The organism is Rheinheimera pleomorphica, assembly GCF_011634895.1.
Classification (GTDB): domain Bacteria; phylum Pseudomonadota; class Gammaproteobacteria; order Enterobacterales; family Alteromonadaceae; genus Alishewanella; species Alishewanella pleomorphica.
The window spans coordinates 406,315-431,426 of record NZ_SIRR01000003.1; the positions used below are offsets into that span (position 1 = coordinate 406,315).

The 25,112-nt window shown below is 52.0% G+C and carries 29 protein-coding genes; 7 read left to right on the forward strand and 22 right to left on the reverse strand.

Annotation, left to right across the window (positions count from 1 at the left end):
* Positions 1-39 precede the first annotated feature (39 nt).
* The 10 genes from EYB30_RS02955 to EYB30_RS03000 all read right to left on the reverse strand — a co-directional run bounded on the left by EYB30_RS02955 (position 40) and on the right by EYB30_RS03000 (position 6,208).
* Entirely contained in the window at positions 40-549 is a 510-nt protein-coding gene (locus EYB30_RS02955; protein WP_166836921.1) for a hypothetical protein, read from the reverse strand.
* On the reverse strand, positions 537-809 hold the full coding sequence (locus tag EYB30_RS02960) for a hypothetical protein (RefSeq protein ID WP_166836923.1): 273 nt from the start codon (positions 807-809) through the stop codon (positions 537-539). The genes EYB30_RS02955 and EYB30_RS02960 overlap by 13 nt, the downstream gene beginning before the upstream one ends.
* 92 nt (positions 810-901) lie before the next feature.
* Positions 902-1,270, reverse strand: a complete 369-nt coding sequence (locus EYB30_RS02965) for a hypothetical protein (RefSeq protein ID WP_166836925.1) — start codon at positions 1,268-1,270, stop codon at positions 902-904.
* A gap of 62 nt (positions 1,271-1,332) precedes the next feature.
* Positions 1,333-1,752, reverse strand: a complete 420-nt coding sequence (locus EYB30_RS02970) for a hypothetical protein (RefSeq protein ID WP_166836927.1) — start codon at positions 1,750-1,752, stop codon at positions 1,333-1,335.
* Positions 1,753-1,860: 108 nt separating this feature from the next.
* Positions 1,861-2,175, reverse strand: coding sequence for a hypothetical protein (locus EYB30_RS02975; RefSeq protein WP_206674551.1), 315 nt, complete (start codon positions 2,173-2,175; stop codon positions 1,861-1,863).
* A gap of 62 nt (positions 2,176-2,237) precedes the next feature.
* Positions 2,238-2,645, reverse strand: a complete 408-nt coding sequence (locus tag EYB30_RS02980; RefSeq protein ID WP_166836930.1) for a hypothetical protein — start codon at positions 2,643-2,645, stop codon at positions 2,238-2,240.
* Positions 2,646-2,658: 13 nt separating this feature from the next.
* Positions 2,659-3,519, reverse strand: coding sequence for an ADP-ribosylglycohydrolase family protein (locus EYB30_RS02985; protein ID WP_166836932.1), 861 nt, complete (start codon positions 3,517-3,519; stop codon positions 2,659-2,661).
* A gap of 44 nt (positions 3,520-3,563) precedes the next feature.
* Positions 3,564-3,836, reverse strand: coding sequence for a hypothetical protein (locus EYB30_RS02990; protein WP_166836935.1), 273 nt, complete (start codon positions 3,834-3,836; stop codon positions 3,564-3,566).
* Positions 3,837-3,975: 139 nt separating this feature from the next.
* Complete coding sequence (locus EYB30_RS02995) at positions 3,976-4,692, reverse strand: ankyrin repeat domain-containing protein (protein WP_206674552.1); 717 nt, start codon at positions 4,690-4,692, stop codon at positions 3,976-3,978.
* A gap of 97 nt (positions 4,693-4,789) precedes the next feature.
* Positions 4,790-6,208 (reverse strand): Tle-like phospholipase domain-containing protein, encoded by a 1,419-nt coding sequence (locus tag EYB30_RS03000; protein ID WP_206674553.1) that lies wholly within the window; start codon positions 6,206-6,208, stop codon positions 4,790-4,792.
* A gap of 272 nt (positions 6,209-6,480) precedes the next feature.
* Here EYB30_RS03000 and EYB30_RS03005 point away from each other — a divergent pair, with 272 nt between their 5' ends.
* Positions 6,481-7,092: a LysE family translocator gene (locus EYB30_RS03005; RefSeq protein ID WP_166836943.1), complete on the forward strand. Its 612-nt coding sequence runs from the start codon at positions 6,481-6,483 to the stop codon at positions 7,090-7,092.
* A gap of 17 nt (positions 7,093-7,109) precedes the next feature.
* Positions 7,110-8,546 (forward strand): aminotransferase-like domain-containing protein, encoded by a 1,437-nt coding sequence (locus tag EYB30_RS03010; protein WP_166836946.1) that lies wholly within the window; start codon positions 7,110-7,112, stop codon positions 8,544-8,546.
* Here the strand turns inward: EYB30_RS03010 and EYB30_RS03015 are convergent.
* The 9 genes from EYB30_RS03015 to EYB30_RS03055 all read right to left on the reverse strand — a co-directional run bounded on the left by EYB30_RS03015 (position 8,543) and on the right by EYB30_RS03055 (position 16,654).
* Positions 8,543-9,961 (reverse strand): NAD(P)(+) transhydrogenase (Re/Si-specific) subunit beta, encoded by a 1,419-nt coding sequence (locus EYB30_RS03015; RefSeq protein ID WP_166836949.1) that lies wholly within the window; start codon positions 9,959-9,961, stop codon positions 8,543-8,545. The genes EYB30_RS03010 and EYB30_RS03015 overlap by 4 nt on opposite strands.
* Before the next feature lie 3 nt (positions 9,962-9,964).
* Entirely contained in the window at positions 9,965-10,279 is a 315-nt protein-coding gene (locus EYB30_RS03020) for an NAD(P) transhydrogenase subunit alpha part 2 (protein ID WP_166836952.1), read from the reverse strand.
* 34 nt (positions 10,280-10,313) lie between these two features.
* Positions 10,314-11,441: an NAD(P) transhydrogenase subunit alpha gene (locus EYB30_RS03025; RefSeq protein ID WP_166836956.1), complete on the reverse strand. Its 1,128-nt coding sequence runs from the start codon at positions 11,439-11,441 to the stop codon at positions 10,314-10,316.
* A 93-nt stretch (positions 11,442-11,534) separates the two neighbouring features.
* Complete coding sequence (gene dusC, locus EYB30_RS03030) at positions 11,535-12,503, reverse strand: tRNA dihydrouridine(16) synthase DusC (protein ID WP_166836958.1); 969 nt, start codon at positions 12,501-12,503, stop codon at positions 11,535-11,537.
* Positions 12,500-12,658, reverse strand: coding sequence for a DUF2256 domain-containing protein (locus EYB30_RS18715; RefSeq protein ID WP_166836961.1), 159 nt, complete (start codon positions 12,656-12,658; stop codon positions 12,500-12,502). The genes dusC and EYB30_RS18715 overlap by 4 nt, the downstream gene beginning before the upstream one ends.
* 2 nt (positions 12,659-12,660) lie before the next feature.
* Complete coding sequence (locus EYB30_RS03040) at positions 12,661-13,533, reverse strand: HDOD domain-containing protein (RefSeq protein WP_166836964.1); 873 nt, start codon at positions 13,531-13,533, stop codon at positions 12,661-12,663.
* Between the two features lie 97 nt (positions 13,534-13,630).
* Positions 13,631-14,095 carry a hypothetical protein gene (locus tag EYB30_RS03045; protein ID WP_166836967.1) on the reverse strand — a complete coding sequence of 155 codons (465 nt, stop codon included), beginning with the start codon at positions 14,093-14,095 and terminating at the stop codon, positions 13,631-13,633.
* 91 nt (positions 14,096-14,186) lie between these two features.
* Positions 14,187-16,046 (reverse strand): M48 family metallopeptidase, encoded by a 1,860-nt coding sequence (locus EYB30_RS03050; protein WP_166836970.1) that lies wholly within the window; start codon positions 16,044-16,046, stop codon positions 14,187-14,189.
* Positions 16,047-16,063: 17 nt separating this feature from the next.
* Positions 16,064-16,654: a LemA family protein gene (locus tag EYB30_RS03055; RefSeq protein ID WP_166836972.1), complete on the reverse strand. Its 591-nt coding sequence runs from the start codon at positions 16,652-16,654 to the stop codon at positions 16,064-16,066.
* 172 nt (positions 16,655-16,826) lie between these two features.
* Between EYB30_RS03055 and glpE the strand changes: the two genes are divergently transcribed.
* Positions 16,827-17,153 carry a thiosulfate sulfurtransferase GlpE gene (gene glpE, locus EYB30_RS03060; protein WP_166836974.1) on the forward strand — a complete coding sequence of 109 codons (327 nt, stop codon included), beginning with the start codon at positions 16,827-16,829 and terminating at the stop codon, positions 17,151-17,153.
* On the forward strand, positions 17,146-17,988 hold the full coding sequence (gene glpG / locus EYB30_RS03065) for a rhomboid family intramembrane serine protease GlpG (protein ID WP_166836976.1): 843 nt from the start codon (positions 17,146-17,148) through the stop codon (positions 17,986-17,988). Before glpE ends, glpG begins: the two co-directional genes overlap by 8 nt.
* Here glpG and EYB30_RS03070 read toward each other — a convergent pair.
* Positions 17,969-18,364, reverse strand: a complete 396-nt coding sequence (locus EYB30_RS03070) for a flagellar basal body-associated FliL family protein (RefSeq protein ID WP_166836978.1) — start codon at positions 18,362-18,364, stop codon at positions 17,969-17,971. The genes glpG and EYB30_RS03070 overlap by 20 nt on opposite strands.
* A gap of 178 nt (positions 18,365-18,542) precedes the next feature.
* On the opposite strand from EYB30_RS03070, the gene EYB30_RS03075 reads away from it, so the two are divergent.
* The 3 genes from EYB30_RS03075 to EYB30_RS03085 are packed head-to-tail and all read left to right on the forward strand — an operon-like array spanning position 18,543 to position 20,395.
* Entirely contained in the window at positions 18,543-19,082 is a 540-nt protein-coding gene (locus tag EYB30_RS03075) for a chorismate--pyruvate lyase family protein (protein WP_166836980.1), read from the forward strand.
* Positions 19,079-19,951, forward strand: a complete 873-nt coding sequence (gene ubiA, locus EYB30_RS03080) for a 4-hydroxybenzoate octaprenyltransferase (RefSeq protein ID WP_166836982.1) — start codon at positions 19,079-19,081, stop codon at positions 19,949-19,951. Before EYB30_RS03075 ends, ubiA begins: the two co-directional genes overlap by 4 nt.
* Positions 19,952-19,954: 3 nt before the next feature.
* The gene (locus EYB30_RS03085; protein WP_241697947.1) at positions 19,955-20,395 is read left to right on the forward strand and encodes a DUF192 domain-containing protein; all 441 of its coding nucleotides are present in this window, start codon (positions 19,955-19,957) and stop codon (positions 20,393-20,395) included.
* A 347-nt stretch (positions 20,396-20,742) separates the two neighbouring features.
* Here EYB30_RS03085 and EYB30_RS03090 read toward each other — a convergent pair whose 3' ends face one another.
* Positions 20,743-23,859 (reverse strand): efflux RND transporter permease subunit, encoded by a 3,117-nt coding sequence (locus tag EYB30_RS03090; protein ID WP_166836984.1) that lies wholly within the window; start codon positions 23,857-23,859, stop codon positions 20,743-20,745.
* Positions 23,852-25,099, reverse strand: a complete 1,248-nt coding sequence (locus EYB30_RS03095) for an efflux RND transporter periplasmic adaptor subunit (protein ID WP_166836986.1) — start codon at positions 25,097-25,099, stop codon at positions 23,852-23,854. The genes EYB30_RS03090 and EYB30_RS03095 overlap by 8 nt, the downstream gene beginning before the upstream one ends.
* Positions 25,100-25,112 lie beyond the last annotated feature (13 nt).

A 25,112-nucleotide genomic window follows, 5' to 3' on the forward strand; every position in this document is an offset into this window, starting at 1 on the left:
GGTCACGCAGATTACACTCTTTCAGGTTGAAAACTCCAGCTAAAGGTTATTATGTTGATATTTTTCAGCAAGAGCACTCCATGTTGCCAGCAGACCGCCATCGAATAACAGGCTGTCTGAAAAAGAAATTTCCTGAGAAGTACTTGGCGCTTTACGATCGGCTCTGGAGAGGTTATTAATCTGATAGCCGGCGTCACCACTGTCATTGCCAGCATTCGCTAGTCTGCATAATGCTAATTGTTCTTTTGCTACTGCTCCCTCATCCGTCATGATCTTGCCATGCGGTAGGCCACCCTCATGGGGCATTAGACGAAAGAAATTAAGCTTGTGAATAAACCAAGGAAGTATTTCTAAAGGTGCGTCAAATTGAGACGTAGTCTGAAACTTTGCACCGTTTTTGGGTTTTATCATTCTGTGGCGGCAAATGGATAAATATTTGTCTTGTTTGAAGAAAGAGTAATAACGTCCGGGATAGTTTATCAGGTCCTCTACTTGAGCAATAAGCTCAATCCCCGCAGGCGGACTCGGTAAACTTTTTAAGCCGTCCATCTTTTTAACAGTGCCTGCTGAAGAGACGGTGTTTGCCAGACTTCGTAGATGTACGCCAGATAATCCTCATCTTTATCCATTTCTGGCTCTACCGGCACAAAATCTGGGATCTCAGCCCACCAAGCCGGATAATCGATAGCAAAATCACCAGCCGGCGATGTTATGGCAAAGTGGGTTTGCCGCTTTCTCACATCATGGTAAAAGTGTAGCTTTAAATGCGGTGCCGATAATGGCCAGAGTTGACTGTCAATTTGCAGCATGAGCTGACCATCCTGCGCATAAAGTGCAATCTGATGGCCTGCAACACAATCTGAGTTGCCTTTTACAGATGTATTGGTAGCGCTGAACTTATTTATGTTGTTGTCCACATTTGAAATATTTCTTTATCATGCCGTTTGGCTGCAATCCAGCTGAACAGGTCTACCGATTCGGCATCTGACCATGGATCAAGGTCGTCCGTTGCAGGTGGTTGATAATCGGCTTTGAAAAGTTCCTTACCATCTTGCTGTACGATAAATTGGTTATGGCCGTTAAGCTTAGCTAGTGTTGCAGTCCATGACGGATTAATAAATGGCAGCACAGTTTCATTAATAAACATGACAGGCCCTTTTCCCGAGGCATAGACACCAATAAATTTGCCATCCTGTTTAATATACGCGGCTTTTTTTCTTGGCTGCTGACCAGGTGGTAATGCATTCACCTCAGATACTGAACCATTCATGCTGTCTCTGACTAGAAAATGATCTGACAAATGCTTGTGTTTAATTATCTCAGTGCTCATCTCTATTTTTTGTGCAGCAGCTTCGCATTATCTATGGCTGCCGGCTCTATTGGATAGGCATGGTTCCCCATGTACTGCATCGCTTCAACAAACACTTCTTTCCAGTATTGTCCGCATGAACACTGGTAATAGGCGTCTTCAAACCAGCTTTGCCTGACCCCGATTAGAGTGAAAGAGCAACCCAGGCTCTCTAGTTGCTGAATGCTGCGTGGGTATCCTTCGCGTCTGCCAGACGCCCGAAGCCCTTCAAATTTGCATCGACACTGAAGATTCAAGGGGGTGACATGTTCAAAGTTAAAGTCCCAAAGCTGATGCCATTGCCATTCGCCAGATAAATAGCGTTCTAATGCGACAAGCGCATAGCCTGTCGTTTCTTTGAATTCTGCAATATCTGCTGTATCTCTTGGTGTTAACTGCCGCAATATATTCCACACTCGCTGTTTATGTTAAGTGGTTGACAAAAATAGTCACCAGTAATTTATAGCCTCGTTAAGTGCTGTCGAGTCAGCGCCCGTAACTAATACTCAGGGTTAGGCGGTTTCGGTCAGAGCAATCTGTGTTCTGGCAGTAAAGGCTGCAAAAATTGGGGCCGTTGCCGTCATTTCCATTTTGGCCAGTTGTATCAGAATTTCGGGTAACAAATTCAGAATGTTGGCGTCAATGTTAGTCATATGCTCGATCAATTTTGCATTAAACACGCTATCTAAAGGCGCGCCATCTTCTGAGGCATGCCGTCTTATGCGATAAAGCTGTTCGCTCCAATAATTAACTTTTTCCTGCTTCGTCCAACCACCGTATTGCATCGGAAAGGAGTCTGCGCTTACAGGTTGAAATGAGCTGTTCATATATCTTACTCCAATACGCATTGCGAGCATTAACCTTGTTCAAGCATCCTTATGTGAACTAACTACCCCAACCACCAAATCTGAGCTTTAGGTTGTTCATTGATAGTTACTGCTGTGCCTTCATCTAACACAGCACCGTCAGCAAAACGTGGGAAGTTTACGTTATTCACAAACAAGTCGAAATGATTGTCTCCGCACTGCGGACAAGATGGTTGAGACTTAAGAAAGCGTTGAATATTTTGTTGATAGTTCGCAGTGTACTGCGGTCCGGAATCAGCAATTTGTCTGGGCTTCGTTGCAGCTAAAATTGGGTTAGTTAGCGGATTTTGCCAGATAATAGTCTGGCAATTGGCGCATTGCGCCCCAACAGCATAGACATCTTCCCAGAGAAAGTAGCTTAAGCCATGCTCTTCCTGTCCTCTGACATATGCCGGAATTACTCCAATTGAATCTGCACTAATTTTTTTCAAAGTAGCCCGCCTGTCAAATTACTTCCTTTACCACCAAACGGTTTACCTTGGCTAATAATTTTTTATCCAATTCTGCCAGATAAGACAGTCCATACTTAGGCTCATTCAGATTGTGTTTCAGCTGTTCGGGTAGGTTTTTTCTATAGCTGGTAAAACAGCTGGCAATACCCACGGCGATCGCTGCCACACTGTCGGTATCGCCCGACAGCGCCACACAGCTCTGCAATAAATCAGCCAGGTTGTCATGGCGTAACAAACAACTTAATGCGGCACTTACGGTATCAAAAGCTTCTACCGTTACCGCTTGTTGCCAGTTGTAATTCCAGTCAGCAAAACCTTCGCTTTGCAAAAATGCGGGCAGCTGCGATAGCTCGCCCAGTTGGTACAAACCATAATGCGCTGCCAGCGCGACGGCACAGCTACTGGCTATGCCAACAGGGGTGTTATGAGTAATAGCAGCTTGTTGTTTGGCACAGGCTAACAGCTGCTGCTTATTGGCAATTATACCCAGCGGTACAGCACGCATAGCCGCACCGTTGCGGCTACTAAGAGCGCGCAGCGTAGTGAGTAACTGCTGGCCATTTTCAACTTGTTGCAATACGGCATAAAACCCTTTTGAGTACCCCTGACGAGGGTCTCGTTTGAAACATTTTACGAACTGATCGGCAATGTTTAGTGCAGTCCAGTCTGCATCGGCTATTAACAACTCGGCCAGTGCCATACTCATTTGAGTGTCATCGGTATAGTTGCCAAGCATGCCGTATAGCTGATGTGGAATATAGTGGCTAAGGTCATTGTGCCGGGCAATCAGCTCTGGGGCGGCAAACTCGAATCCGGCACCGTAGGCATCGGCTATGGCAATTTCATACAGCATAAGGGATCTCTTTCAGGCTGTTTCAGGTAGTTTTGTTCCGGGTATTAAATAACGTCAGAAATTTCGGAGAAAAATTTCTCTAACCAAAGCTGTAGGTCCTCGTCAGAATCGAAATCCTCTTCAGTTAACTCTTCATACTCATTAGTTGAAATGAGCTTATAGTCGATAGCTTCACGCAGTTGCGTTTTAAATAGCTCTACGTCATAGGGGAATCCTTTCCCTGTAATGATGGCCTCCCTTATTAAGTTGGGATCGTAGCATTCGACATGGCAGTATTTTTTCAATATCGTTTTTAACGGTTCTTTGATTTTGCTCACTCCTATCTCTTAAGTTTTTGTTAGCGTCATATCAGCGCTTGATGTTGCACCAGCCTCAAAAACTTGTTGAAATGCAAAAAAATCATTGATTTAAAACCAATAAAAAAGCTTAAGCATCAACCGCAGCAAATTAACTCCGTTATTGATTATGCTGTGCCCGGATTTCTTTTGGTGTTGGAGGTGGGAAGCTTATTCCTTTGTCTTCCAGCATTTTTTTTGCTGTGTGTACTTCTGTACTTAGATTATAGTTAGGATTCCTGCGATTAATATCAAACAATGTTTCAATAGCGTGAGCCAATGTAACACCTCCTTTGTTAGGGATGTTGTATTCAATACCTAGCTCAAGCATTTTGATAACAAAGTCGTATTTCAGTAAAGAAGCTGCATATAGTGCAGCATTACGTTTTGAGTTATCTGTAGCATTAATATCAACACCATATTCCAACAGTAGGTTGAATTGCTGCCAGTTATCATGGCCTATGGTGCCAAAGATAGCGGGTTGGCCAGTAGATTCGTCTCGGGAGTCCGGGCTGGCACCGTATTTTAGTAATAAGCTAAATAGCTTGTTGTCACCATCGCCGGCAATAATCGCCAACGGTTGGGCGGGCTTTGGCCCGTCACGGTTTATGCTGACCATGGCAGGGAAATTAGCATCAGCCCCTAACTGCAGGGCCAACTCAACGGCATCAGTGTCTTTTTGCATAATTAACCAAAGCAGTGGGGTAATACCTTCATCGCCACGGATATTGAAGTCGATACCCTGCGCTAACATGGACTTAGCGCTGGCAGTATCCTGCCGTTGAATGGCATGTAGCAGCTCAACCATTTTAGTATCAAAAAATAACTCGGCTTTCATATTCTTTCCTTCTGAATTGCAGCTGCTAAGCAGGCCAACAAGCATAATAATTAAAACTGGCACCAGTTTTATTGCCGTAAAAATGGGTGTTTTTATTCTAGCCATTGTAAGCCTTTGAAAAACCTGACAGTGTTTCGATATCTTCAGCCTTTTGCGCTTCTATGCCGTCAATCACCTGATCCATGCCATGTTTTGCTATCGGGTTGCCACCTTTAACGCTGGGCAAATCTAGCATAGTGCCAGCGGCTTTGGGTAAAGCATTAAAGGCAGTAATGCCTATAGCCGCCAGCAGGCCAACAATGGGGCCGCCGATAGCGGCAGCGGCGCCGGCAAGTACGGCTTTAGTGCCCAGGCTTTGCGCCATAGTTAATACTTCACCTTTAACGGCCTGGGTGGTAATCAGCTTAGAAGCATCGGCAATAGATAACCCATTCTGGCGGCCAGCAGTTTTTGGATGTAAGCCTGCAGAATTAAAGGTATAACCTGGCTGACCGGTTACGGCTACGCCTGACGATGCCAGGCCACCGCCAAGCGAATGGCCGACAATGGTAAAATCATTTCCAAGAATTTGCAGGGTACTTGATGCTAAATCCATTGCCTGATTATATTGTGCTGTTTCCAACCCACTACCTTGCTTAAGGTTCGTTAACCAGTCCTGCTTGCCCGTTACCGCGTTATTGGTGCCGCGATACGTTAGCATGGTTTCACCATTGATCTCTGACTTAAATAACGCTGCGCCAAAGCCAGATTGTTGATTAGTGAAGTGCTCTTGATTAAGGCCTATGTCTTCAGGGTTGATTATTTGCAGCCCTGGCGGCGCTTCTGGTAATACATCTAATGCACCACGGTTAAACTCATCTACTTTGTACACATACTGTGCTGCTTCTGCCCGCAGAATATTGTCGTTATTAAAATTGAGCCGTTCATGCGCTTGCTGTACTTCAGATATGCCTGCCGTGTTACTCAGCAGTGTCTGGCGCTCCTGATAACGTAGCTGACGTAGTTTAACCTTGTCCAGAACAGCCTCAGGCACGACCGTGGATTGGTGGCTGGCTATAGCTGATGCTGCAGTTACTTCTGGCACCATACCACCGCCTTTCGGTTTGGCGGCTTTAGCTGCCGGCGCCGGGCCTGCACCGCTGCTGCTGGTGGGCGCTAGGCCGCCTTCGCCTATGCCATTGCCTTCTGGTGGCGCGCCCCAGCCTTCGGAAAGTTGCCAAATACGCATTTCATCAGCAGCGAAGATTTCAAGCAGCGCATCACGCAACTGAAAATCATTAAACTTCGATAAATCAAAAGCCCAGGGCTTGGCGTGCTGATACATGTCTGCCCAGATTTTGCGTAAATTCCAATGCGGTTCCAGATCGTGCAAAAAATAACCGCCAAAAACCTTGTCTTTAACCTCTGTGACGTGATCCTCACCTAAATCGGCATAGGCAAATAAACAAGTACTGCACAGATAGGTTTTACCCCATTTATCTTCCAGTATTACGCCATCGTATTGCCGGTCTTGCATCCTGCCACCTTGTTTATAAAAAGCGCTTTTTCTAAACAACAATTTTACAATTTACGCATTTTTACAACCTGACTAGTGAAAGTCAAACGCTGTTTTGTCTGCGGTGTGATTTTGCCGTACCAGCTAATAAAGGCAGTGGGCTTGCCACTGTACTGCTTTGGTTTAAACTTTGGTTGATCTGTACTGCTTTTTTTGTCTGGCTACTGTGTCTAGTTTCTACTGGCCTGCGGCGCTATTGTCTGGCTGATAGCAAACAGCAGTGGAGAGTGCAGATGGAATTATTTTGGGCTTTGGTATTTTTTGCCTTTGCCACCAGCATTACGCCGGGGCCGAACAATATTATGATTATGTCGTCGGGGTTAAACTACGGCGTGCAAAAAAGCCTGGCGCACTTGGCCGGTATTCAGCTGGGCTTTTTGCTGATGCTGCTGGCAGTGGGGTTGGGCGCCGGGTTGTTGTTACAGCAGCCGTTGCTGCACCAGCTGATTAAAGTGGCGGGTTCAGGGTATTTGCTCTATCTGGCCTGGAAGATTGCCAGCGCTGAGCCAGAGCAGATAGCAACCGGTAACAGCAAGCCGCTAAGCTTTATGCAGGCGCTGCTGTTTCAGTGGGTAAATGCCAAGGCCTGGGTAATGATTACCGGCGCTATCGCCGCTTTTACCAGCCTGCACGGTGTGTACTGGCAACAGCTGGCACTGATTGCGCTGGTGTTTTTACTGATTGGCTTGCCCTGCACCGGAAGCTGGTTGTTGTTTGGCGCGGCATTAAAACGCCTGCTGGCGGCGCCACAGCAGCGGCGGCTGTTTAACCGGCTAATGGGCGCTTTGCTGGCCTTGTCGGTACTGCCATCATTGTGGCAGGCACTAAAGAGCTTTCTACGTTAACTGACCACCGGAGACACATGCGCTTTTTATATCAGCAACTGGCTCAGCAGCTGCAACAGCAAATAGAGCAGGGCCAGTATCGCTGCGGCGAGCGGCTGCCCGGTGTACGTGAGCTGGCAAAAAGACGCAAGCTTAGCGTGGCGACAGTTTTGGCCAGCTACCGTCAGTTGGAAGCTGACGGTTATCTGAGTGCCACTAGCCGCAGTGGCTATTTTGTTAAAGCGCGCTACCAACCGCCACCACTAAGCAATATCCCTTTGCCGCAGGCTATGCCCAGCATAGTCAGCAGCCAGCAGATGGCGTTAACCTTATCCAAAGCTGCCGCCGATAGCCGCTATATGGCGCTGGGTGCGGCAGTGCCGGCACCGGCTTTTTTACCGCTGCATGCGCTGCAAAAAGCGCTGCAACACACCGTGAAAACTGAGCCTGCGCGCTTGCTACGTTACGAAGCCAGTAGTGGTGCTATCGAATTGCGCCAACAAATTGCCCGGCGTATGGCGCTGCACGGTGCTGTGGTATCGCCTGAGCAGGTGATTATTACCAATGGTTGTCAGGAAGCGTTGATGCTAAGCCTGAAAGCGGTGACACAGCCCGGCGATGTGGTGGCGATAGAGTCGCCGGCTTTTTATGGCTTACTGCAGGCATTGGAAGCGGCCGGGCTAAAGGCATTGGCTTTGCCATGCGATCCCCGGCTGGGCCTGTTACCCGCGGTGCTTCAGCAAGCGCTGGCGCAATGGCCGGTAAAGGCCTGTGTGTTAATTGCCAACTACAGTAACCCTTTGGGCAGCCTGATGCCCGATAGCCATAAAAAGCAGATTGCATCTATGTTAAGTGCGCGTGCTATACCGCTGATTGAAGATGATACTTACGGCGATCTAGGCTTTAGCGGCGACAGGCCAGCCAGTTGTCTGGCACTGGCGCCTGATGCCGATATTTTTTACTGCAGCACGTTTTCCAAAACCTTGTCGCCGGATCTACGCCTCGGTTGGGTCATAGCGCCAAAACATAGGGCGAGGCTGGAGTACCTGAAGTTTATCAGCAATATCAGCACAGCGGCGCTGCCGCAGTTGGCAGTGGCGAAGCTGCTGAAAAATGGCCAGTATCAGCGTCACCTGCAGCAGGTTCGCGGGCAATACCAGCTGGCACTAGCCGCGATCAGTAACCAGGTCGGCCGGTTATTTCCGCCCGGTACCCGGGTTAGCCAGCCGCAGGGCGGTTTTGTGCTGTGGCTTGAGCTGCCGCCGCCAATTGATGCAAACCTGCTGGCACAGCAGGCGCTGGCGCAACATATCAGCATAGCGCCGGGGACAATATTCTCGCCCGCGGCGCCGGGTGCAGCTTCTGTCTTTGGCAACTTTATCCGGCTTAACTGCGCGGTCGTGCAGGACGCCAGGTTGCAAAGGGCGCTGCAAACGCTGGCACAACTCTGCCAGCAGCAGCTAGCTGCGACCTAGTGGCCGCCGCCGAGTGATTTAATGGCCTGGATCATATTGACCATCACCTTTTGCGCATCGCCATAGACCATTTGAGTATTGTCGGCGTAAAACAGCGCATTTTCTACGCCGGAATAGCCTTTGCCCTGGCCGCGTTTTACCACATACACCTGTTTGGCCATATCGACATTCAGTACCGGCATGCCGTAAATCGGCGAGCTTTTGTTGGTGCGAGCCGCCGGGTTTACTGTGTCGTTGGCACCAATAACGATGGCGACATCGGCTTCTTTAAACTCGTCGTTAATATCTTCCATATCAAAGATAATGTCGTACGGCACACCAGCTTCAGCCAGCAGCACGTTCATATGGCCCGGCATGCGGCCGGCCACCGGATGAATGGCAAATTTCACCTCGACGTCAGCATCCTGCAGCAGCTTTACCAGCTCAAACAATTTGTGTTGCGCCTGCGCCACCGCTAAGCCATAACCGGGCGCTATGATGACTTTAGACGCGTAGCGCATATTAATACCGGCATCGCCGGCATCAATCGGTTTTTGGCTACCGGCGATTTCGCCTTCGGCCTCATCACTGGCCGCGCCAAAGTTAGAAAACAGCACATTTGCGACCGAGCGGTTCATCGCTTTAGCCATCAGTAAGGTGAGCAAGGAGCCGGCCGAGCCAACCACCATACCGGCAATCATCAGGGCCGGGTTATTCAGCACATAGCCTTCAAAGCCGACGGCTAAGCCGGTAAAGGCGTTATACAGGGAAATCACTACCGGCATATCGGCACCGCCGATTGGCATCGTCATCATTACGCCATAAATTAGCGCCAGCGCAAAAAATACGGCGAACAGCGGCCAGGCGACTGCGCCGCCGTGCCAGATAATATAGCCGCCAATGGCCAATAGGATTAACAGCAAACTGCCGTTTACCAGCTGTAATGCACTAAAGCGCAGGGTACCGTTAATGCGGCCGTCTAGTTTGGCCCAGGCAATTAGCGAGCCGGATAGCGCTATAGCGCCAATTAAACCGCCCAGTACTGCCAGGCTCAGCGACACCGTGCCGTGGGTTTTATAGCCAATCAGCTCGATAGCGGCAATGGCTGCCGCCGCGCCGCCGCCCATGCCGTTATACAGCGCCACCATTTGCGGCATTTCGGTCATCGCCACTTTTTTGCCGCTGCGCCAGGCCCAGCCTAAGCCCAGTGCCAGTGCAATAAGGGCTAAAGCGATATTGGTATTAAGGTGCGGTTTGGCCGCGTCGTTGACATCCAGCGTATAGAAAAAGCTGGCCAGTACTGCCAGCAGCATGCCCCAGCCAGCCACGACAATGCCGGAGCGGGCGCTAAGCGGTGATGACATGCGTTTTAAACCATAAATAAACAAAAAGGCAGCCACAAAGTAGCTACTGTCGATAAGCAGGGCAGCATTCATGCGTTACTCCTTACCGGGTTCGTTAGAGGGCTTAAACATTTGCAGCATGCGCTCGGTGACGACATAGCCGCCAGCAGCATTGCCGGCACCCAGCAATACGCCAATAAAACCGATTATCTGCTCTGGCAGTGAGCTGGCGTTAATAAGTGCCCATAGCGCACCCACCACGACGATGCCGTGGATAAAGTTAGAGCCGGACATCAGTGGCGTGTGCAAGATGGCCGGTACCCGGCCGATAATTTCAAAACCGGTAAAGGCGGCCAGCATAAAAATATACAGCGCGACAAAGCCGGTTAAGATGGTAGTGGTGTAGTCCATAACTCTCCCCAATAAGTAATGTAATAACCTTGTATTAGTGTTGCGCCAGGGCGGCTTTTACCGCTTCGGGTTTAATTTCGCCGTTATGTGTCAGCACGGTTTTTGCCAGCACTTCGTCATCCCAGTTCAGCTTGATAGCGCCATCAACAACAAATAGCTGCAATAAATTCAGCAGGTTTTTCGCATACAGCTCTGAGGCATGCTCAGCCAGCATCGAGGGCACATTTAGCGGCGCCGCTATAGTTATCTGGCCTTGGGTTACCGTTTCGCCCGGTACGCTGTATTCGCAGTTACCGCCGCCTTCTGCGGCTAAGTCGATGATGACTGCACCCAGTTTCATGCCGTCTACCTGCGCTTTGCTAATCAGCTTTGGCGATGGCCGCCCTGGTATCGCTGCTGTGGTAATAACAATATCGGCCTGCTGGATATGCTTAGTAATTACGGCAGCAATTTTTTCCTTTTCATCAGCGGTCAGCTCACGGGCGTAGCCGCCTTCACCGCGGGCATCAACGCCGGTATCAACAAACTTGGCGCCCAGTGATTCGGCCTGCTCTTTGGTCTCTGGCCGCACATCATAGCCTTCGGTAATGGCACCTAAACGTCGCGCCGTAGCCAGTGCCTGTAAACCGGCCACGCCTAAGCCCATTACCAGACAACGTGCCGGGCGGATAGATCCCACCGCGGTGGTCATCATCGGCAAAATACGGGCAAGCTTAGTGGCACCTAAAAGCGCAGCATAATAGCCAGCCAGTGCCGCCTGCGACGATAACGCATCCATCGCCTGAGCGCGGCTGATGCGTGGCACCTGCTCCATAGCAAAGCAGGTGATCTGTTTTTCACATAATAAGCGGGTCAGTTCAGGCTCTTTGTGCGGGTAAATAAAACTGAGCAGTATGCTGCCCGGTTTTAGCAGCGCAATTTCACTGGGCTTGGGTGGCTGTACTGCCAGCACGATGTCGGCGTCACTGAGTAAATGTTGCTCGGTGCCGGCAATGTCAACGCCATTGTAGGCAGCGTCGGGCAGTTTGCTGCCCAGGCCGGCGCCGCTTAGCATGCTGATATTGCAACTGAGTTTACTCAGTTTGTCGGCTACGGCAGGCACCAGGGCCACCCGCTTTTCGCCGGGCCGGCTTTCCATCAGCACGGCTATTTTTACTGGCATAGGCTTATCTCCTTAAACTAACTGTTTGAGGAGTATAGTCTTTATTTAGCGGCTTTTTGGATTGTGGTGGCTGATGGCTAACATTTCGCCAGTTTATACTGGTCTAACCTGTTTTGGGCGAGTTTCCTCTCGCAGAGCCTGCTGCAGCGTGGCCAGGATCTCGCTGCTTTTACGTAGTACCCTTAGCTGGCTGAATAACTCAGCGGCCTGCGGATATTGCAGCTTTAAATAGCTAAACCACTGTTTAATGCGGTTGCTGTAGTACTGGCTTTTATCGCCGCACATTTCAAATTCTGAGTACTGCATTAACAGCTCAAGTACCTTTGGCCAAGGCATGGCCGGCTCGCCTGTGCGGATACTTTGCGCCAGATTAGGCATGGCTAAGGCGCCACGGCCGAGCATAATGTCAGAGCAGGCCGATTGCTGTTGGCAAAGCGCGGCGTCACTGGCCTGCCAGATTTCGCCATTGGCAATAAGTGGAATCGTCACATGCTGCTTTATTTTGGCGATCCAGGGCCAGTAGGCCGGTGGCCGGTAACCATCGCTTTTGGTGCGGGCGTGCACGGTCAGCATGCTGGCGCCGGCTGCGGCGATGGCCGTGGCGTTATCCAGGGTGAGTGAGGTGTCATCATAGCCGAGGCGGATTTTAGCGCTGACCGGATACTGCGCCGGCACCGCATCGCGCACCGCTTTAACAATTTGATATAGCTGGTTAGTTTCTTTTAACAGCACAGCGCCGCCGCGGCTTTTGTTGACCGTTTTTGCCGGACAGCCAAAGTTTAAATCGACGCCGGGAGAGCCCAGTTCGACCGCCCGTACCGCGTTTTCAGCCAGCCAGTGCGGGTCTTGCCCCAGCAGTTGCACCCGCACTGGCGTGCCAGCATAGGTTTTACCACCGGTTAATAGCTCAGGACACAGCCGGGTAAATACCCGCGCGGGTAGCTTTTGGTCGACCACGCGGATAAATTCGGTAATACATAAATCGTAACCGCCAATCCGGGTTAGCATATCGCGCATCAGCGCATCGACTACGCCTTCCATCGGGGCCAGAATAATCTTCATGCGTTGCTTTGGGTCGTCAGGGGCTTGTTACGGCGGCAGCGCTCAGAGCAGTAAATGACGCTATGCCAGTTACGCTGCCATTTTTTGCGCCAGCTAAATAACAAGCCGCACACCGGGCAGCGCTTTTCTGGCAGGTTAAGTTTGTGGTGCGCCATCACTAGACCGCGTAAATGGTGCTGATCTGCTGGCGGTGTAGCAGTTCGGCCAGCTCTGGCAGTTGCAGCGGCTCCAGCTCCAGCACGTCTAAAATGGCACTTTTGTGCTGTTCCCACTCCGGATCCAGGCTAATGTCAAACAGCTGACGGCTTTCACCGCTAAAATGTTCAGCCAGTTTCAGCAAGGCAAATAGCTGCTTTTCCAGCTCACTGTCTGATTCGAGCATCAGTGCCGGGCTGTGGTGATAGGCAATAACATTGCATAGTGCAGGCGTTAAACCCCAGGACTCGGCAATTAAATAGCCCAGCACTTCATGGCAGGTAGCAAAGTGTTGTTCTTCAATTTCGCTATAACCGCGCTGTGCCAGCAGGCCTTGCTGCATCAGTTGCTCATATTGCGGCGCCTGCTGATAAATAAGCGCTATACCGGCGTTATGAAACAGCCCCAGGCTATAGCAGTCGTCCTGCACATCTTGCGCAAAGTTAAAATGCTTGGCCAGTGTCATGGCGATGTTGGCCGTTTGCAGCGCGTTCGCCCACAGCTTCAAACTGAATTTATCGTTTTGTCCCTCAGCCAGGGTAAAGCGCAGTAATACGCTACGGACTAATTTTAGTACCCGGTTAACGCCAAGAAATTTACAGGCGTGTTCCACCGAGGTAATTTTACGCCGCAGGCCAAAAAACGCCGAGTTCACCACCTTTAACGTAAAACCGGCAATGCCGATATCCAGGTTAATTAACGCGGCGATGCGCTTAATATTGGGTTCGGGCGCGTCCAGCTGCTGCTGGATATGCTGCAGAATTTCCGGTTGTGGCGGTATGGTAAAGCCGTTTAATGCCTGTTCAATGGCTGACATATCAATGGCTTGTGCCATTCTGCTTCTCCGGAAATGTGATAGCGCTGCTGCTAATAGTAAAAGCGGAGGCGCCTAAATGCAAAGCGGTTTCTGTCGCGGCTGGCGCCAGGGCGGATCAGGAGTCCAGATAGGGCCGGCCTGACATCAATTGCTGCGCCAATTGCTGTTCGTTTTGCTGCTCGTTCAGTTGCAGGTCGTTAAACTGCACATCAAATTGGATCAGTTCTTCATCGTCCAGGTGCTGTGCTACCAGGCGGTCAGGCACCTGACCCACCTGACGGTATGCGTTAATGGCCACCTGGGCGGCTTGCTCCATCAGCAAGAAAAACTGCCCGAGCGGAAATTGCTGAAAAATATCGGCATCCAGATGCGCCCAGCCAAGCAGATCGCCGCTGATACTGCCATCGGCATGGTCGGTAAATAGCATAGATACCGCGGCGCAGTTGGGATTTTCACCAGCCTGGTACTGCTGGGCATCGTCGCTGTTAAATACCAGCACATAGCCAAAACCAGGGCTGCCTTCAGCATCCATCTCGTCAAATGACGTATCGTACAACAAAAACAAGCGATTATCGGTCATGACGTTTTCCTGCTGAAAAAATGGGCGCTAATTTTAGCTGAAAACGCGGCAAGACTAAAGGGTGAACTGCGGTAAAAGCCGGTATTGTCGGTTAAGCTGGCTGCTCGCTGGCTGGATAAGGCATTTCCAGCAGCAGCGCCAGCGCCAGCAATAAAGCCTGCTCGTTCGTTTGCAGCAATTGATCTGCCTTGACACAGCATTCAATCGCCTGCCATAGCCGTTGCTTTTGTAGCGGAGCCAGCGCCAGTAATACGGGCAGCTGCTGGCTCAGCTGAGACAAATTAACCGCAGGTAAGCGGGTGTCCAGGTTAATGTCCAGCGCAGCAATACCTGCCTGCCAGGCTTGTTGCTGCTGGCTGTTATCACCGGCCAGGCTGCTGACCAGTGCCAGCAACTGGCCAACCGCAGGCGTTAGTTGCGCCAACGTTTTCGCGGAGTATTGTTTGCTAATTTGTGTTGGGTCAAACTGCACCGCCAGGTTGTGCTCGACAAACTGGCTGACCAGCCAGGGTGCCAGCGTTGGCTGTGGTATAGCGCCGAGCAAGGCGTGCAGTAATTGCTCAAAGGGTTTAAAGCGGCCTTCCGATAACGCCTTAAGCGCTGGCATCAGGCGTTGTAGTAGCTGTATCTGTTGCAGTGCGTCCAGGCTGGCAACCGCGTCGCACAGTTGATCAACCTGCTGCAACAACGTCACTGACGCCATTTCTTTAATCAGTCTGAGTTGCTGCTGGCGTATGCTGTCGTCCTGCTGCAGTAAGATGCAACATACCAGGGCCATTGCCGGCTCGGTCTGGCGGCTGCTGTGCAGCAGTAACAGCGGCAGTGCCTGTTGTAAGCGCTCGCCGGCGCTGCTTGTGCTGACAGTGTGCGTTTGGTTGCTTGCTGTGTCACTGTCACTGTCGCTGGTCTGGGCGTTACGTGGTGTTGGAAACTTACCGTTCCAGTGCGGTTCTAACCGTTTAATCCGGGTAGCCAGCGGTGGATGGGTGGCAAATATCGATGCCCAGCGGCTTATGGCTTCACCAAAAAACAGATGGCTGTTTTCATCGGCATTGGCATGGGCAATTTTGCTGTGGCTACTGTGGCTGCCAATGACTTTTAAGGCACCGGCAATACCGCGCGGGTTGCGGGTAAACTGCACCGCGCTGGCATCTGCCAGAAACTCGCGCTGACGGCTGACGGCCGCTTTAATTAAATTACCAAAGAAGGAGCCGACATAGCCAATAACCACCAGCCCCAGTGCCAGCGCCAGCACACCGCCACCACTGTTTTTATTACCCGATGAGCGCGAGCCTGCGCGCACGGCGCTGCTGCGGCTGCCACGCAGCAGGTAATAGCCAATGTGGCCTAAAAATAAAATGCCATTGAGGACCGCAATAAGGCGGATATTCATTCGCATATCGCCATTTAAGATATGGCTGAATTCATGCGCAATAACCCCCTGCAGCTCGTCACGGTTTAACTGCTGCAGGCAGCCCTGAGTTACGCCGATCACGGCATCGGCCGGGCTGTAACCGGCGGCGAAGGCATTAATGCTGTGCTCGGGCAGCAAATAAACCGGTGGTACCGGGGTGTTGGCGGCCAGCGCCATTTCTTCTACTACGTTAAGTAAGCGGCGCTGCAGCGGATCTGAGCTATCCGCAGATAAACGTACCCCACCAAGCGACTGGGCGACCACTTTACCACCGGCTTTTAGCTGTTGCCATTTATACAGTACTGCCAGAGTGACAGCGGTAATAACGCCCAGACTGACCCAGCCCAGCAGATGCCAGGGTAAGGTTTGCCACTGCCAGGGGCCGCTGATAAACGCCGGGTCAAGCAACCCCAGGCTGATAAGGGTGACAATATTCGTCAGCAGTAATAACAGCAGCACGGCCAGCGTAAATAAGGCGACCAGGATGCGGGTATTACGCCGGGCCAAATCTTGCTGGGCAAAAAAATTACTGCTCATGCGCGGCGTAGTGGTGGTTAGAAGCTAACTTTAGGTGCTGCCTGAATGGCGGCACTGTCGGCAAACTCCAGCAGTTTGGCATCAGTGGCGTGGCCAAAGCTGGGCGCCAGCAATACCGGTGGGAAGCTCTGCTTATAACTATTGTAATCGGTTACCGCATCATTAAAGGCCTGGCGGGCAAACGCCACGCGGTTTTCTGTGCTGGTCAGCTCTTCTGACAGCTGCATCATGTTTTGATTCGCTTTTAAATCGGGGTAGGCTTCCATCACCACATTTAACCGGCTCATGGCACTTTGCAACGCCCCTTCGGCGCCGGCCAGCTGGCTGATTGCACTGGCATCGCCAGGGTTGTTCGCCGCCACTTTCAGGCCGGCCATAGCGGCATTGCGGGCGCTGATCACGGCCTCTAACGTATCGCGCTCATGCGCCATATAGGCTTTGGCTGTTTCAACCAGGTTAGGGATTAGGTCATAGCGGCGTTTTAACTGTACTTCAATTTGGGCAAAGGCATTTTGAAAACGGTTTTTTAGTTTTACCAGCTGATTAAAAATGCTGATAACCCAAAACACGATAGCAACGAGGATTGCCAGAATAATCAGGCTGGTCATAACAACTCCGGGAGGACATAATTTTTAGTTGCTATTGTTAACAATAGTTTAATCAGTGTCCAGCGTTATCTGCAGAACTAGCACTAAAGTAGGCTGGCGCCGTATGAATTCTGGTTACTGCTTATTGTGCATGAGTGCGGTATTATAAGCACTTTGTTTTAACGGAGGTCGCATGAGCGATTTTAAACATATATCAGTGGCAGAAACGGCGCAGTTACAGGCAGAGGGTAAGGTGGTTATTGCCGATATCCGTGATGAACAAAGCTTTGCTGCCGGCCATATCAACGGCGCTTTTCATCTGACCAACGGTAGCCTGCACGGCTTTATGCAGCAGTACGAGTTTGACCAGCCGGTGGTGGTAGTGTGTTACCACGGTAACTCCAGCCAGGGCGCGGCGCAGTATCTGGCGCAGCAGGGGTTTGAACAGGTGTACAGCATGGACGGCGGCTTTGAAAGCTGGCGCAGCCAATTGCCTTTTGTGAGTGATAAGGTTGAATAAGTTTGCTGAGCTAAATTCAGCCGCTGCCGCTCAGCTATTTGCCGACTACTGCCTGACGCAGGGCTTACAGGTAAGTGCTGTGGTGCAAAGGCCCGATTTTGCCGAATTATATGCTGCCGCTGAGCAGCTGGCGCAGGTTGAAGAAGAGTTTAAGCGGTTTTTGCAGCAGCCGGCGCATCCACGTTATCAGGCGGCGGCCTGGCAGCTCAGTCAGCCGACAGCGGCGGCCACTGAGCGCGTGTTGCCGGCGTTTAACTTGCGGCAGTTATGGCAGCAGGCACCGCTAACGCTGCTACTGCTGGTGTTGTGTCTATTGGTGTATGGCTGGCAGCAACTGGACTGGCAAGCCAGCAGCGCGGCGCTGCAATTAACCGAGCCAGCGCAGCTATGGCGCTGGTTTACGCCAATATTGCTGCATTTTACGCTGACCCATCTGGTGTTTAATCTGGCCTGGTGGCTGTATTTGGGGCGGCAGTTTGAACAGCAACTCGGTAGTGGCTTATTGTTGAATGTCAGCTTGTCGGTCGCCCTGGTGTCTAATGCGGCGCAGTACTTTATTGTACATCCGTATTTTGGCGGCATGTCTGGTGTGGTGTACGGTTTATTTGGCTATTTCTGGCTGGCCGGACGCTTGAACCCGGCGCAGGGGCTGACGATTAGCAATGGCCTGGCCGGTTTTATGTTGTTGTGGCTGCTGCTAGGCTTTATGGACCTGCTGTGGATAAGCATGGCCAACTGGGCGCATCTGGGTGGTTTACTGGCCGGTTTTGCCTGGGCCTGGTTATTGCGCAAGCATAACGGTCAGCAACAGCAGCTTACTGATACAGATACTTAGTAAACAGAATATCGCGGATTATAGGGTTGCCGGCTTCTTTTTTCATCGCCTGTTGTAGCTGATCCAATAGCGCCAAGCGAATTTCTTCGCGGCCGGTTAAGGACTTAATTTTGTCTTCCGGCTGTTTGCTGATGGTGCCGTAAATAATGTCGAGGATCAGCGGTTCGTGATGTTCAATCGCCGGCAAAAAGGCTTTATCTTCCAGCATCAACTCAACTGTGATGCGAATATAGCCGAGGCTGCGGCGATTGCCGGAAATATAGTTGGTGACGATGTCGGGGTCAAAACCGTAATACACCACTTCTTTCGGTTGTTCTTGCGCGGTGGCTGGCAATGCAATTAACAGCAACAAACAAAGTGGCAGAATTTTTAGCATAAGTATCACTTTTAGTTAGGAAAAATGGCCAGCGTCGACACTAACCTTAGCGTTAAGGCCGGCATTTTACCAGTTATGCCGCTTTGCCGTAAGCCGTTTTCTGTACTGATGGCGGCTGAAAATTGCCAGCGAAGTTGTTATGATGCCGCCAGACTTTTTCGTAGCAGAATAACACCTTGTGACTATTGCCCTGATTTCTCTTGATGCGCATTGGCAGGATGCCGCAACGCTGCGCCTGCCAGCAGAGCTTGCCGGCTGGATTTTGGAGCCCGCTTCGTTAACCGCCCGCTTAAAACGCCATTGCAGCGCGTTTCGGGTGCAGCTGCTAAATGAGCGCGCCGCCCGTTTGCCGGCCTTTTTGCGGCCCTTGTTGCCAAATGCCGACGCTGGTCAGCTGCGCGAAGTGATATTGTGGTGTGATGATATGCCTTGTGTGTATGCACAAAGCTGGCTGCCGCAGCATACTGTTAATCGCTTTAAGCCGCTGGCCGATTTAGGTGAGCGGCCGTTGGGTGATTATATTTTTCAGCAGCCAGACTTAAAACGCGGCACTATCGAAGTGGCACAGCTGCAGCTGTCTGGCTCGTCATTAAGCGACGTGGCTGGCACATCACCTTGTTATGCCCGCCGCTCGGTATTTCAGCTTAACGGCTTACCGCTGTTAGTGGCCGAAGTGTTTTTGCCGGCGACGGCGCAGTTGCAGGCAAAGGTTGCATGATACTGGCACTAAAGCGCGGTCACTGGCGTTACTATTTGCAGCTGATGCGGCTGGAAAAACCGATAGGCACCTATTTATTACTCTGGCCAACCTGGTGGGCGCTGTGGCTGGCGGCTGAGGGGATACCGCCGTTGCATTTGCTAGTGGTGTTCAGTGTCGGCGTGGTGTTAATGCGCGCCGCCGGCTGTGTGATTAACGATTACGCTGATCGCCACTGGGACGGCGCAGTAGAGCGCACTAAAGCGCGGCCATTGGCCAGCGGTGCGGTATCGGCTACTGAGGCGCTGCAGCTGTTTGCCCTGCTGTTGTCGCTAAGTGCCAGCCTGCTGTGGTTTTTAAACTGGCAAACGGTGTTGCTATCCTTAGTCGCACTGCTGTTGGCATCAGTTTATCCTTTTATGAAGCGCTACACGCATTTGCCGCAGGTGGTTCTGGGCGCCGCTTTTAGCTGGGGCATGCCGATGGCGTTTATGGCTATTCAGTTTCAACTGCCGCCGGTATTGTGGCTGCTGTATCTGGCTAATTTGCTGTGGACAGTGGCGTACGATACCTATTATGCGCTGGTCGACCGGCCGGATGACATTAAAGTGGGCATTAAATCGACGGCGATTTTATTTGGCGATTATGTGTTGCCGATTATCGTTCTGCTACAACTGAGCACACTTGTGCTGCTAACGGCGGTAGGCTATCTGGCCGGATTACATATCGTGTATTACCTGTTTTTGTTGGCTGCTGCCGGCTGTTTTGTTTATCAGTATAAAATTGCCAGAGCTGGCCGGCAGGGGTGTTTTCAGGCGTTTTTACATAACCATTATGTGGGCATGCTGGTGTTTGCCGGTATAGCGCTAAGCTACTTGATTGAAGGATAAAATATGATGAGGCGCCTGTTTATTGGCCTGACATTCTTACTGTCATTGCTGGCCTGCGTTGCTAGCGGGCAGCCACGTGAAACCTTTAGCCTGGTGCCGCTGCAGCTTGGCGATACGCTGATCCAGGTGCAACTGGCTGATACGCCAGAAAAGCGGGCGCAGGGCCTGATGTTTCAGCAAAGTGCCGACCCCGGTATGTTGTTGCTATATGCTGAGCCCACAGCAATATCGCTGTGGATGGCCAATACCCGCATGGCGCTGGATGTGGCCTATATTGGCCCGGACTGGCGCATTGCCGAGCTGATTAGGCTGGAGCCGTTTGATAAAACGCCGGTGCCATCGCAGCAGCCGGTGATTGCGGCGCTGGAAATGCCCCGCGGTTGGTTTGCTAAACATGGTGTGCAATTAGGGCAGAAAGTAACCTTGCAAACAGACAAAAACTAAAGCCCAAAGCAGGAAGCACTGCCCCGAACGCGTAGCCTCAGACCCATTTCGCGTTAGCGAAGGCGGGTGACAAATTCGTCAGGAACGAAGTTGGTCAGCGTAGCTGGCCCGCCTGGTTGAGGGCAGGATTGCCCGAAACCCCGCTGAGGCGAGCAGAGCGGGGCAGTGCTTCCGGCAAATAGACGCAAAAGTTGGCATCAGTGAACACGCGAGGATGCCAAGACCCTATTTGGCTCGCCACAGCAACTCGCCCTTTTGCCTGCGGCAGGGCTCAGACACTCTGTGACGCCCAAATCGGGCATGCCATCCTCATGAACAGATTCGTGCAGCGATTGACTTAGCGGCCTTTATCCTTTTTCCGGCAAGCCCCGTCGCAACAGCAGAAAATACAGCACCGGCATCAGCAACATCGACACCAAAGGCGCCGCTATCATGCCGCCCAGCATGGGCGCGGCAATACGTTGCATCACCTCGTTACCGGCACCACTACCGAGCATTATTGGCAATAAACTAACAATTATCGTCAATACCGTCATCGCTTTGGGCCGCACCCGCTGCACGGCGCCCTGCATAATGGCCTGCCACAGCTGCTGTTGATTTTGTGGCGTAAGCTCATCTACCGCCCGTTTTAAATACAGCAACATCACTACTGCAAACTCCGCGGCGACACCGCTGAGTGCAATTAAGCCAACCGCCACCGCCACCGATAACTGGTAGTCCAGCCAGTACAGCAGCCACAGGCTGCCGCTAAGGGCAAACGGCAGGGTCAGCAGCACCAGCAGCACATCGCTAAACTGACGGAAGGTTAAGTACAGTAACACCACTATCAATAGCAGGGTAAAGGGCACCAACTGCTCAAGCCGCTGGGTAACACGCTGCATATATTCATACTGGCCGCCAATGCTGACGCTGACCTGCGCCGGAAAACGCTGCTGTGCCAGCAACTGTTTTAGCTGGTCGATATAGCTGCCAAGCTCGGTGTCAGCGGGTAAGTCGATATAGACCCAGCTGGTTAAACGGGCATTTTCGGCGCGGATCATCACCGGGCCGTTCACCACCTCTACCTTAGCGACCTGCTCCAGCAACAGATAAGCGCCATCGGCAGTTTGTAGCGGTAGTTTGCGAATATCATCCGGGTGGCTGCGGTAGTCGCGCGGGAAGCGCAGGCTGATGTCGTAGCGCTCGCGGCCCTGAATGCTTTGCGCCACCGGCGCGCCGCCAATAGCAAAAGCTACATATTGCTGCAGCTCACTAAGGGTTAGGCCATAGCGGCCCAGTTGCTGTAAATCCGGGCTGATGTGTAAGTACAGGCCGTCTTCAGCGCGTTCGGCAAATACTGAGCGGCTGCCAGGCAGTTGCTTAATGTCAGCCTCAAGCTGCTGCGCTACCTCTGAGATCGTGGTTAAATCCGGCCCGCTGACCCTGACTCCAATAGGCGTGCGAATACCGGTAGAGAGCATATCAATGCGGGTTTTAATCGGCGGCAGCCAGGCGTTGGTGAGCCCTGGTACCTGCACGGTGGCATCCAGCTCGGCAATAATATCGTTCAGCGTTACGCCTTCACGCCACTGGCTTTGCGGTTTCAGTTTAATGCTGGTTTCCAGCATCGTCAGCGGCGCCGGATCGGTAGCGGTATTGGCTCGGCCACTTTTGCCCAGCACAGTTTCTACCTCAGGCACGGTTTTTATTAACCGGTCGGTTTGCTGTAGCAGTTTTGCTGCCGTGGCCGGGCTTAAACCGGGCAGGGTCGTGGGCATATACAATAAGTCGCCCTCGGCAAAGGCTGGCATAAACTCGCTGGATAAGCGCTGCCATGGCAGCAAGCTGGACGCCAGCGCCAGCACGCTTAGTAGCACTAACGTCTTTGGAAAGCGCAGACATAGCTTTAACAACGGTGTGTATAAGGCTATCAACAGCCGGCTTAACGGGTTGCTGTGCTCAGACGGAATTTTGCCGCGTAGAAGATACAGCATTAGCACCGGAATTAACGTAATCGCCAAAATAGCCGCGGCGGCCATGGCAAAGGTTTTAGTGTAAGCCAACGGCGCAAATAAACGGCCTTCCTGTGCTTCTAACATAAACACCGGTAAAAAGCTGACGGTGATCACCAGCAAGGAGAAAAACAGCGCCGGACCGACATCAAGACAGGCATCGATAATGGTTTGGCGAAACTCGGAGTGACTCAGCTGACGACCGTTGGCACGGGCCTGCTCCAGCTTTTTATGGCCATGCTCTACCATCACGATAGAGGCATCCACTAAAGCACCTATAGCAATGGCGATACCGCCCAGGCTCATCACATTGGCGTTAAAACCCAGCAGCTGCATCAGTAAAATACTGGCCAGCAGTGCCAGCGGCAAACTGATCACCGCCACCAACGCAGAGCGGGCGTGCAATAAAAACACTAAACACACCAGCGCGACCACGGCCATTTCTTCCAGAAGCTTCTGGCTTAAGTTATTCACGGTGTTTTCAATCAGCTCAGAGCGGTCGTACACCGTTACCAGCTCAATGCCGTCTGGCAGGCCATTTTTCAGCTCAGCCAGTTTCTGTTTAACCGCGGCGATGGTGCTAAGGGCGTTTTCGCCGTGGCGCATGACAATAATACCGGCCACCACTTCGCCGTCGCCGTTTAGCTCAGCAATGCCGCGCCGGGCGGCCGGGACTTGCTGCACAGTGCCAATATCCGCCAGGGTTAACGGATAGTCGGCGCTATTGCGCACGCCCAGTGGCACGGCCGCTAAATCAGAAAGTGACTGAATATAGTCACCGGCCTGCACCAGCAGCTCGGTTTCAGCCACTTCAATAATGCTGCCGCCTTGCTGCTGGTTGTGGTTGTTAATGGCGCTGATCACCTGTGCCAGTGTCACGTTGTAGGCCCGCATTAAGCGTGGTTCAAGCTGCAATTGATAAGTCAGCGCCATGCCACCAATACTGGCCACTTCGGCGACACCGGCGACGCTTTGCAGCTCTGGCGTTAAATAAAACTGCTGCAGGCTGCTAAGCTGCTCCAGTGATATATCGGCACTGGGGGCGGTCAGGGCGTACTGGAAAATCCAGCCGACACCGCTGGCATCGGGCCCCAGTGTGGCTTTAGCACCAGCTGGCAGGTTGACCGTTTGCAAATATTCCAGCACCCGTGAGCGCGCCCAGTACGGGTCGGTGCCATCTTCAAATATGACATACAGATAGCTGTCGTTCGGCATGGAAAAGCTGCGTACCGCTTTGGCCTTGGGGACCGCCAGCAAGGCAGTGGACAGCGGATAGCTAACCTGCTGCTCAATGGTTTCCGGGGTTTGGCCCGGATAGCTGGTTTTAATGATCACCTGCACGTCGGATAAATCTGGCAGCGCATCCAGTTTTAGTTGCTGGCTGGCTTGATAACCAAACAGCGCCAGCGCCAGGGTGCTAAGCAGCACCAGCAACGGGTTTTGCACCGACCAGCGGATAATGGCGTTAATCATCGCGTAGCCCCTGGTGCTGGTGAACGTTGCTGGCTGGCAACTGGCTCAGGCTGGCTTCGGCGTCCAGTAAAAACTGGCCGGACACTACCACCTGCTCGCCTTCATGCAAGCCGGACAACACCTGCACATAGCCCTGAGCACTGCTGCCGGTGGTAATTTGTCGCACGCTAAAGCTATCGCCATGCTGCACTACCACCCGGCTGCTGTTACCTGTTAGCAGCACAGCGTCGCGCGGTATTGCCAGCACATCCTTAAGCGGCCCGCCGTACAGCCGCACCGGCAGCAGCATATTGGGTTTAAGCAGCTGCTGGCTGTTGTCCAGGCTCAGCCGCACCTTGCTGCTGCGGCTTTGGGCATCTAATGCCGGGTAGATATAATCGACCACTGTTTCAATGGCGCTGATTTGCCGGGAAGGGATATCAACCTCGGCGCTCATGCCGTCAAACAGCCAGCTTTGCTGGGCTTCAGGCACATCGGCCAGCAGCCAGACCCGGTTTAAGCTGGTGATTTCCATTAAGGTGTCACCCGGGCTGATATACATGCCATCGCGCACATTTAACATGGTGACCACCCCGTCCTGATGCGCATAGACAGTGATGTGATACCGGCTTTGCCGGCTTTGCTTAAGCTGATTAATATCGTTGTCGGTCAGGCCAAGCAGGCGTAGCCGGGTTTCGGCACGCTGCAATAAGCTGCTACTGCGCTGACCGTTTTGCATACTGACAGACAGCGCTTGCAGATAATCGTCCTGCGCCACCAGTAAATCCGGCGCATAATAGCTAAACAGCTTATCGCCAGCCTTAACACGCTGTCCGAAGCTGCGCACATACAGTTGCTCTATCCAGCCTTCGGCGCGGATATGGCTGTGGTGAATGGCATCCTCCGGATATTGCACCTGGGCAAAGGTTTCAATGAAGCGCCATAAGGTACGCGGCGCGGCCGCTTCAGTGCGGATAGCCAGCGCTTGTTGCATAGCGCCATTAACGCTAACCACTGCTGACGTTTGCTGGCGCTGCAGTACTAAATCCATACCGCAAATCGGGCAATTGCCTGGCGTATCTTGCTTGATGTGCGGGTGCATTGGGCAGGCATACAGTGCGCCAGCCTGCGGTAATACGCTTGGCTGCTGCGCAGTAGTGGCGTGCTGATGGCCACTGTGAGCATCAATGTCAGCTTCCTGAGCCGATAAGGTTAATACACTCTGCAACAGCAGCAGAGCCAGAAAGTAAATGTTATGCATGGGATTTTCCTGA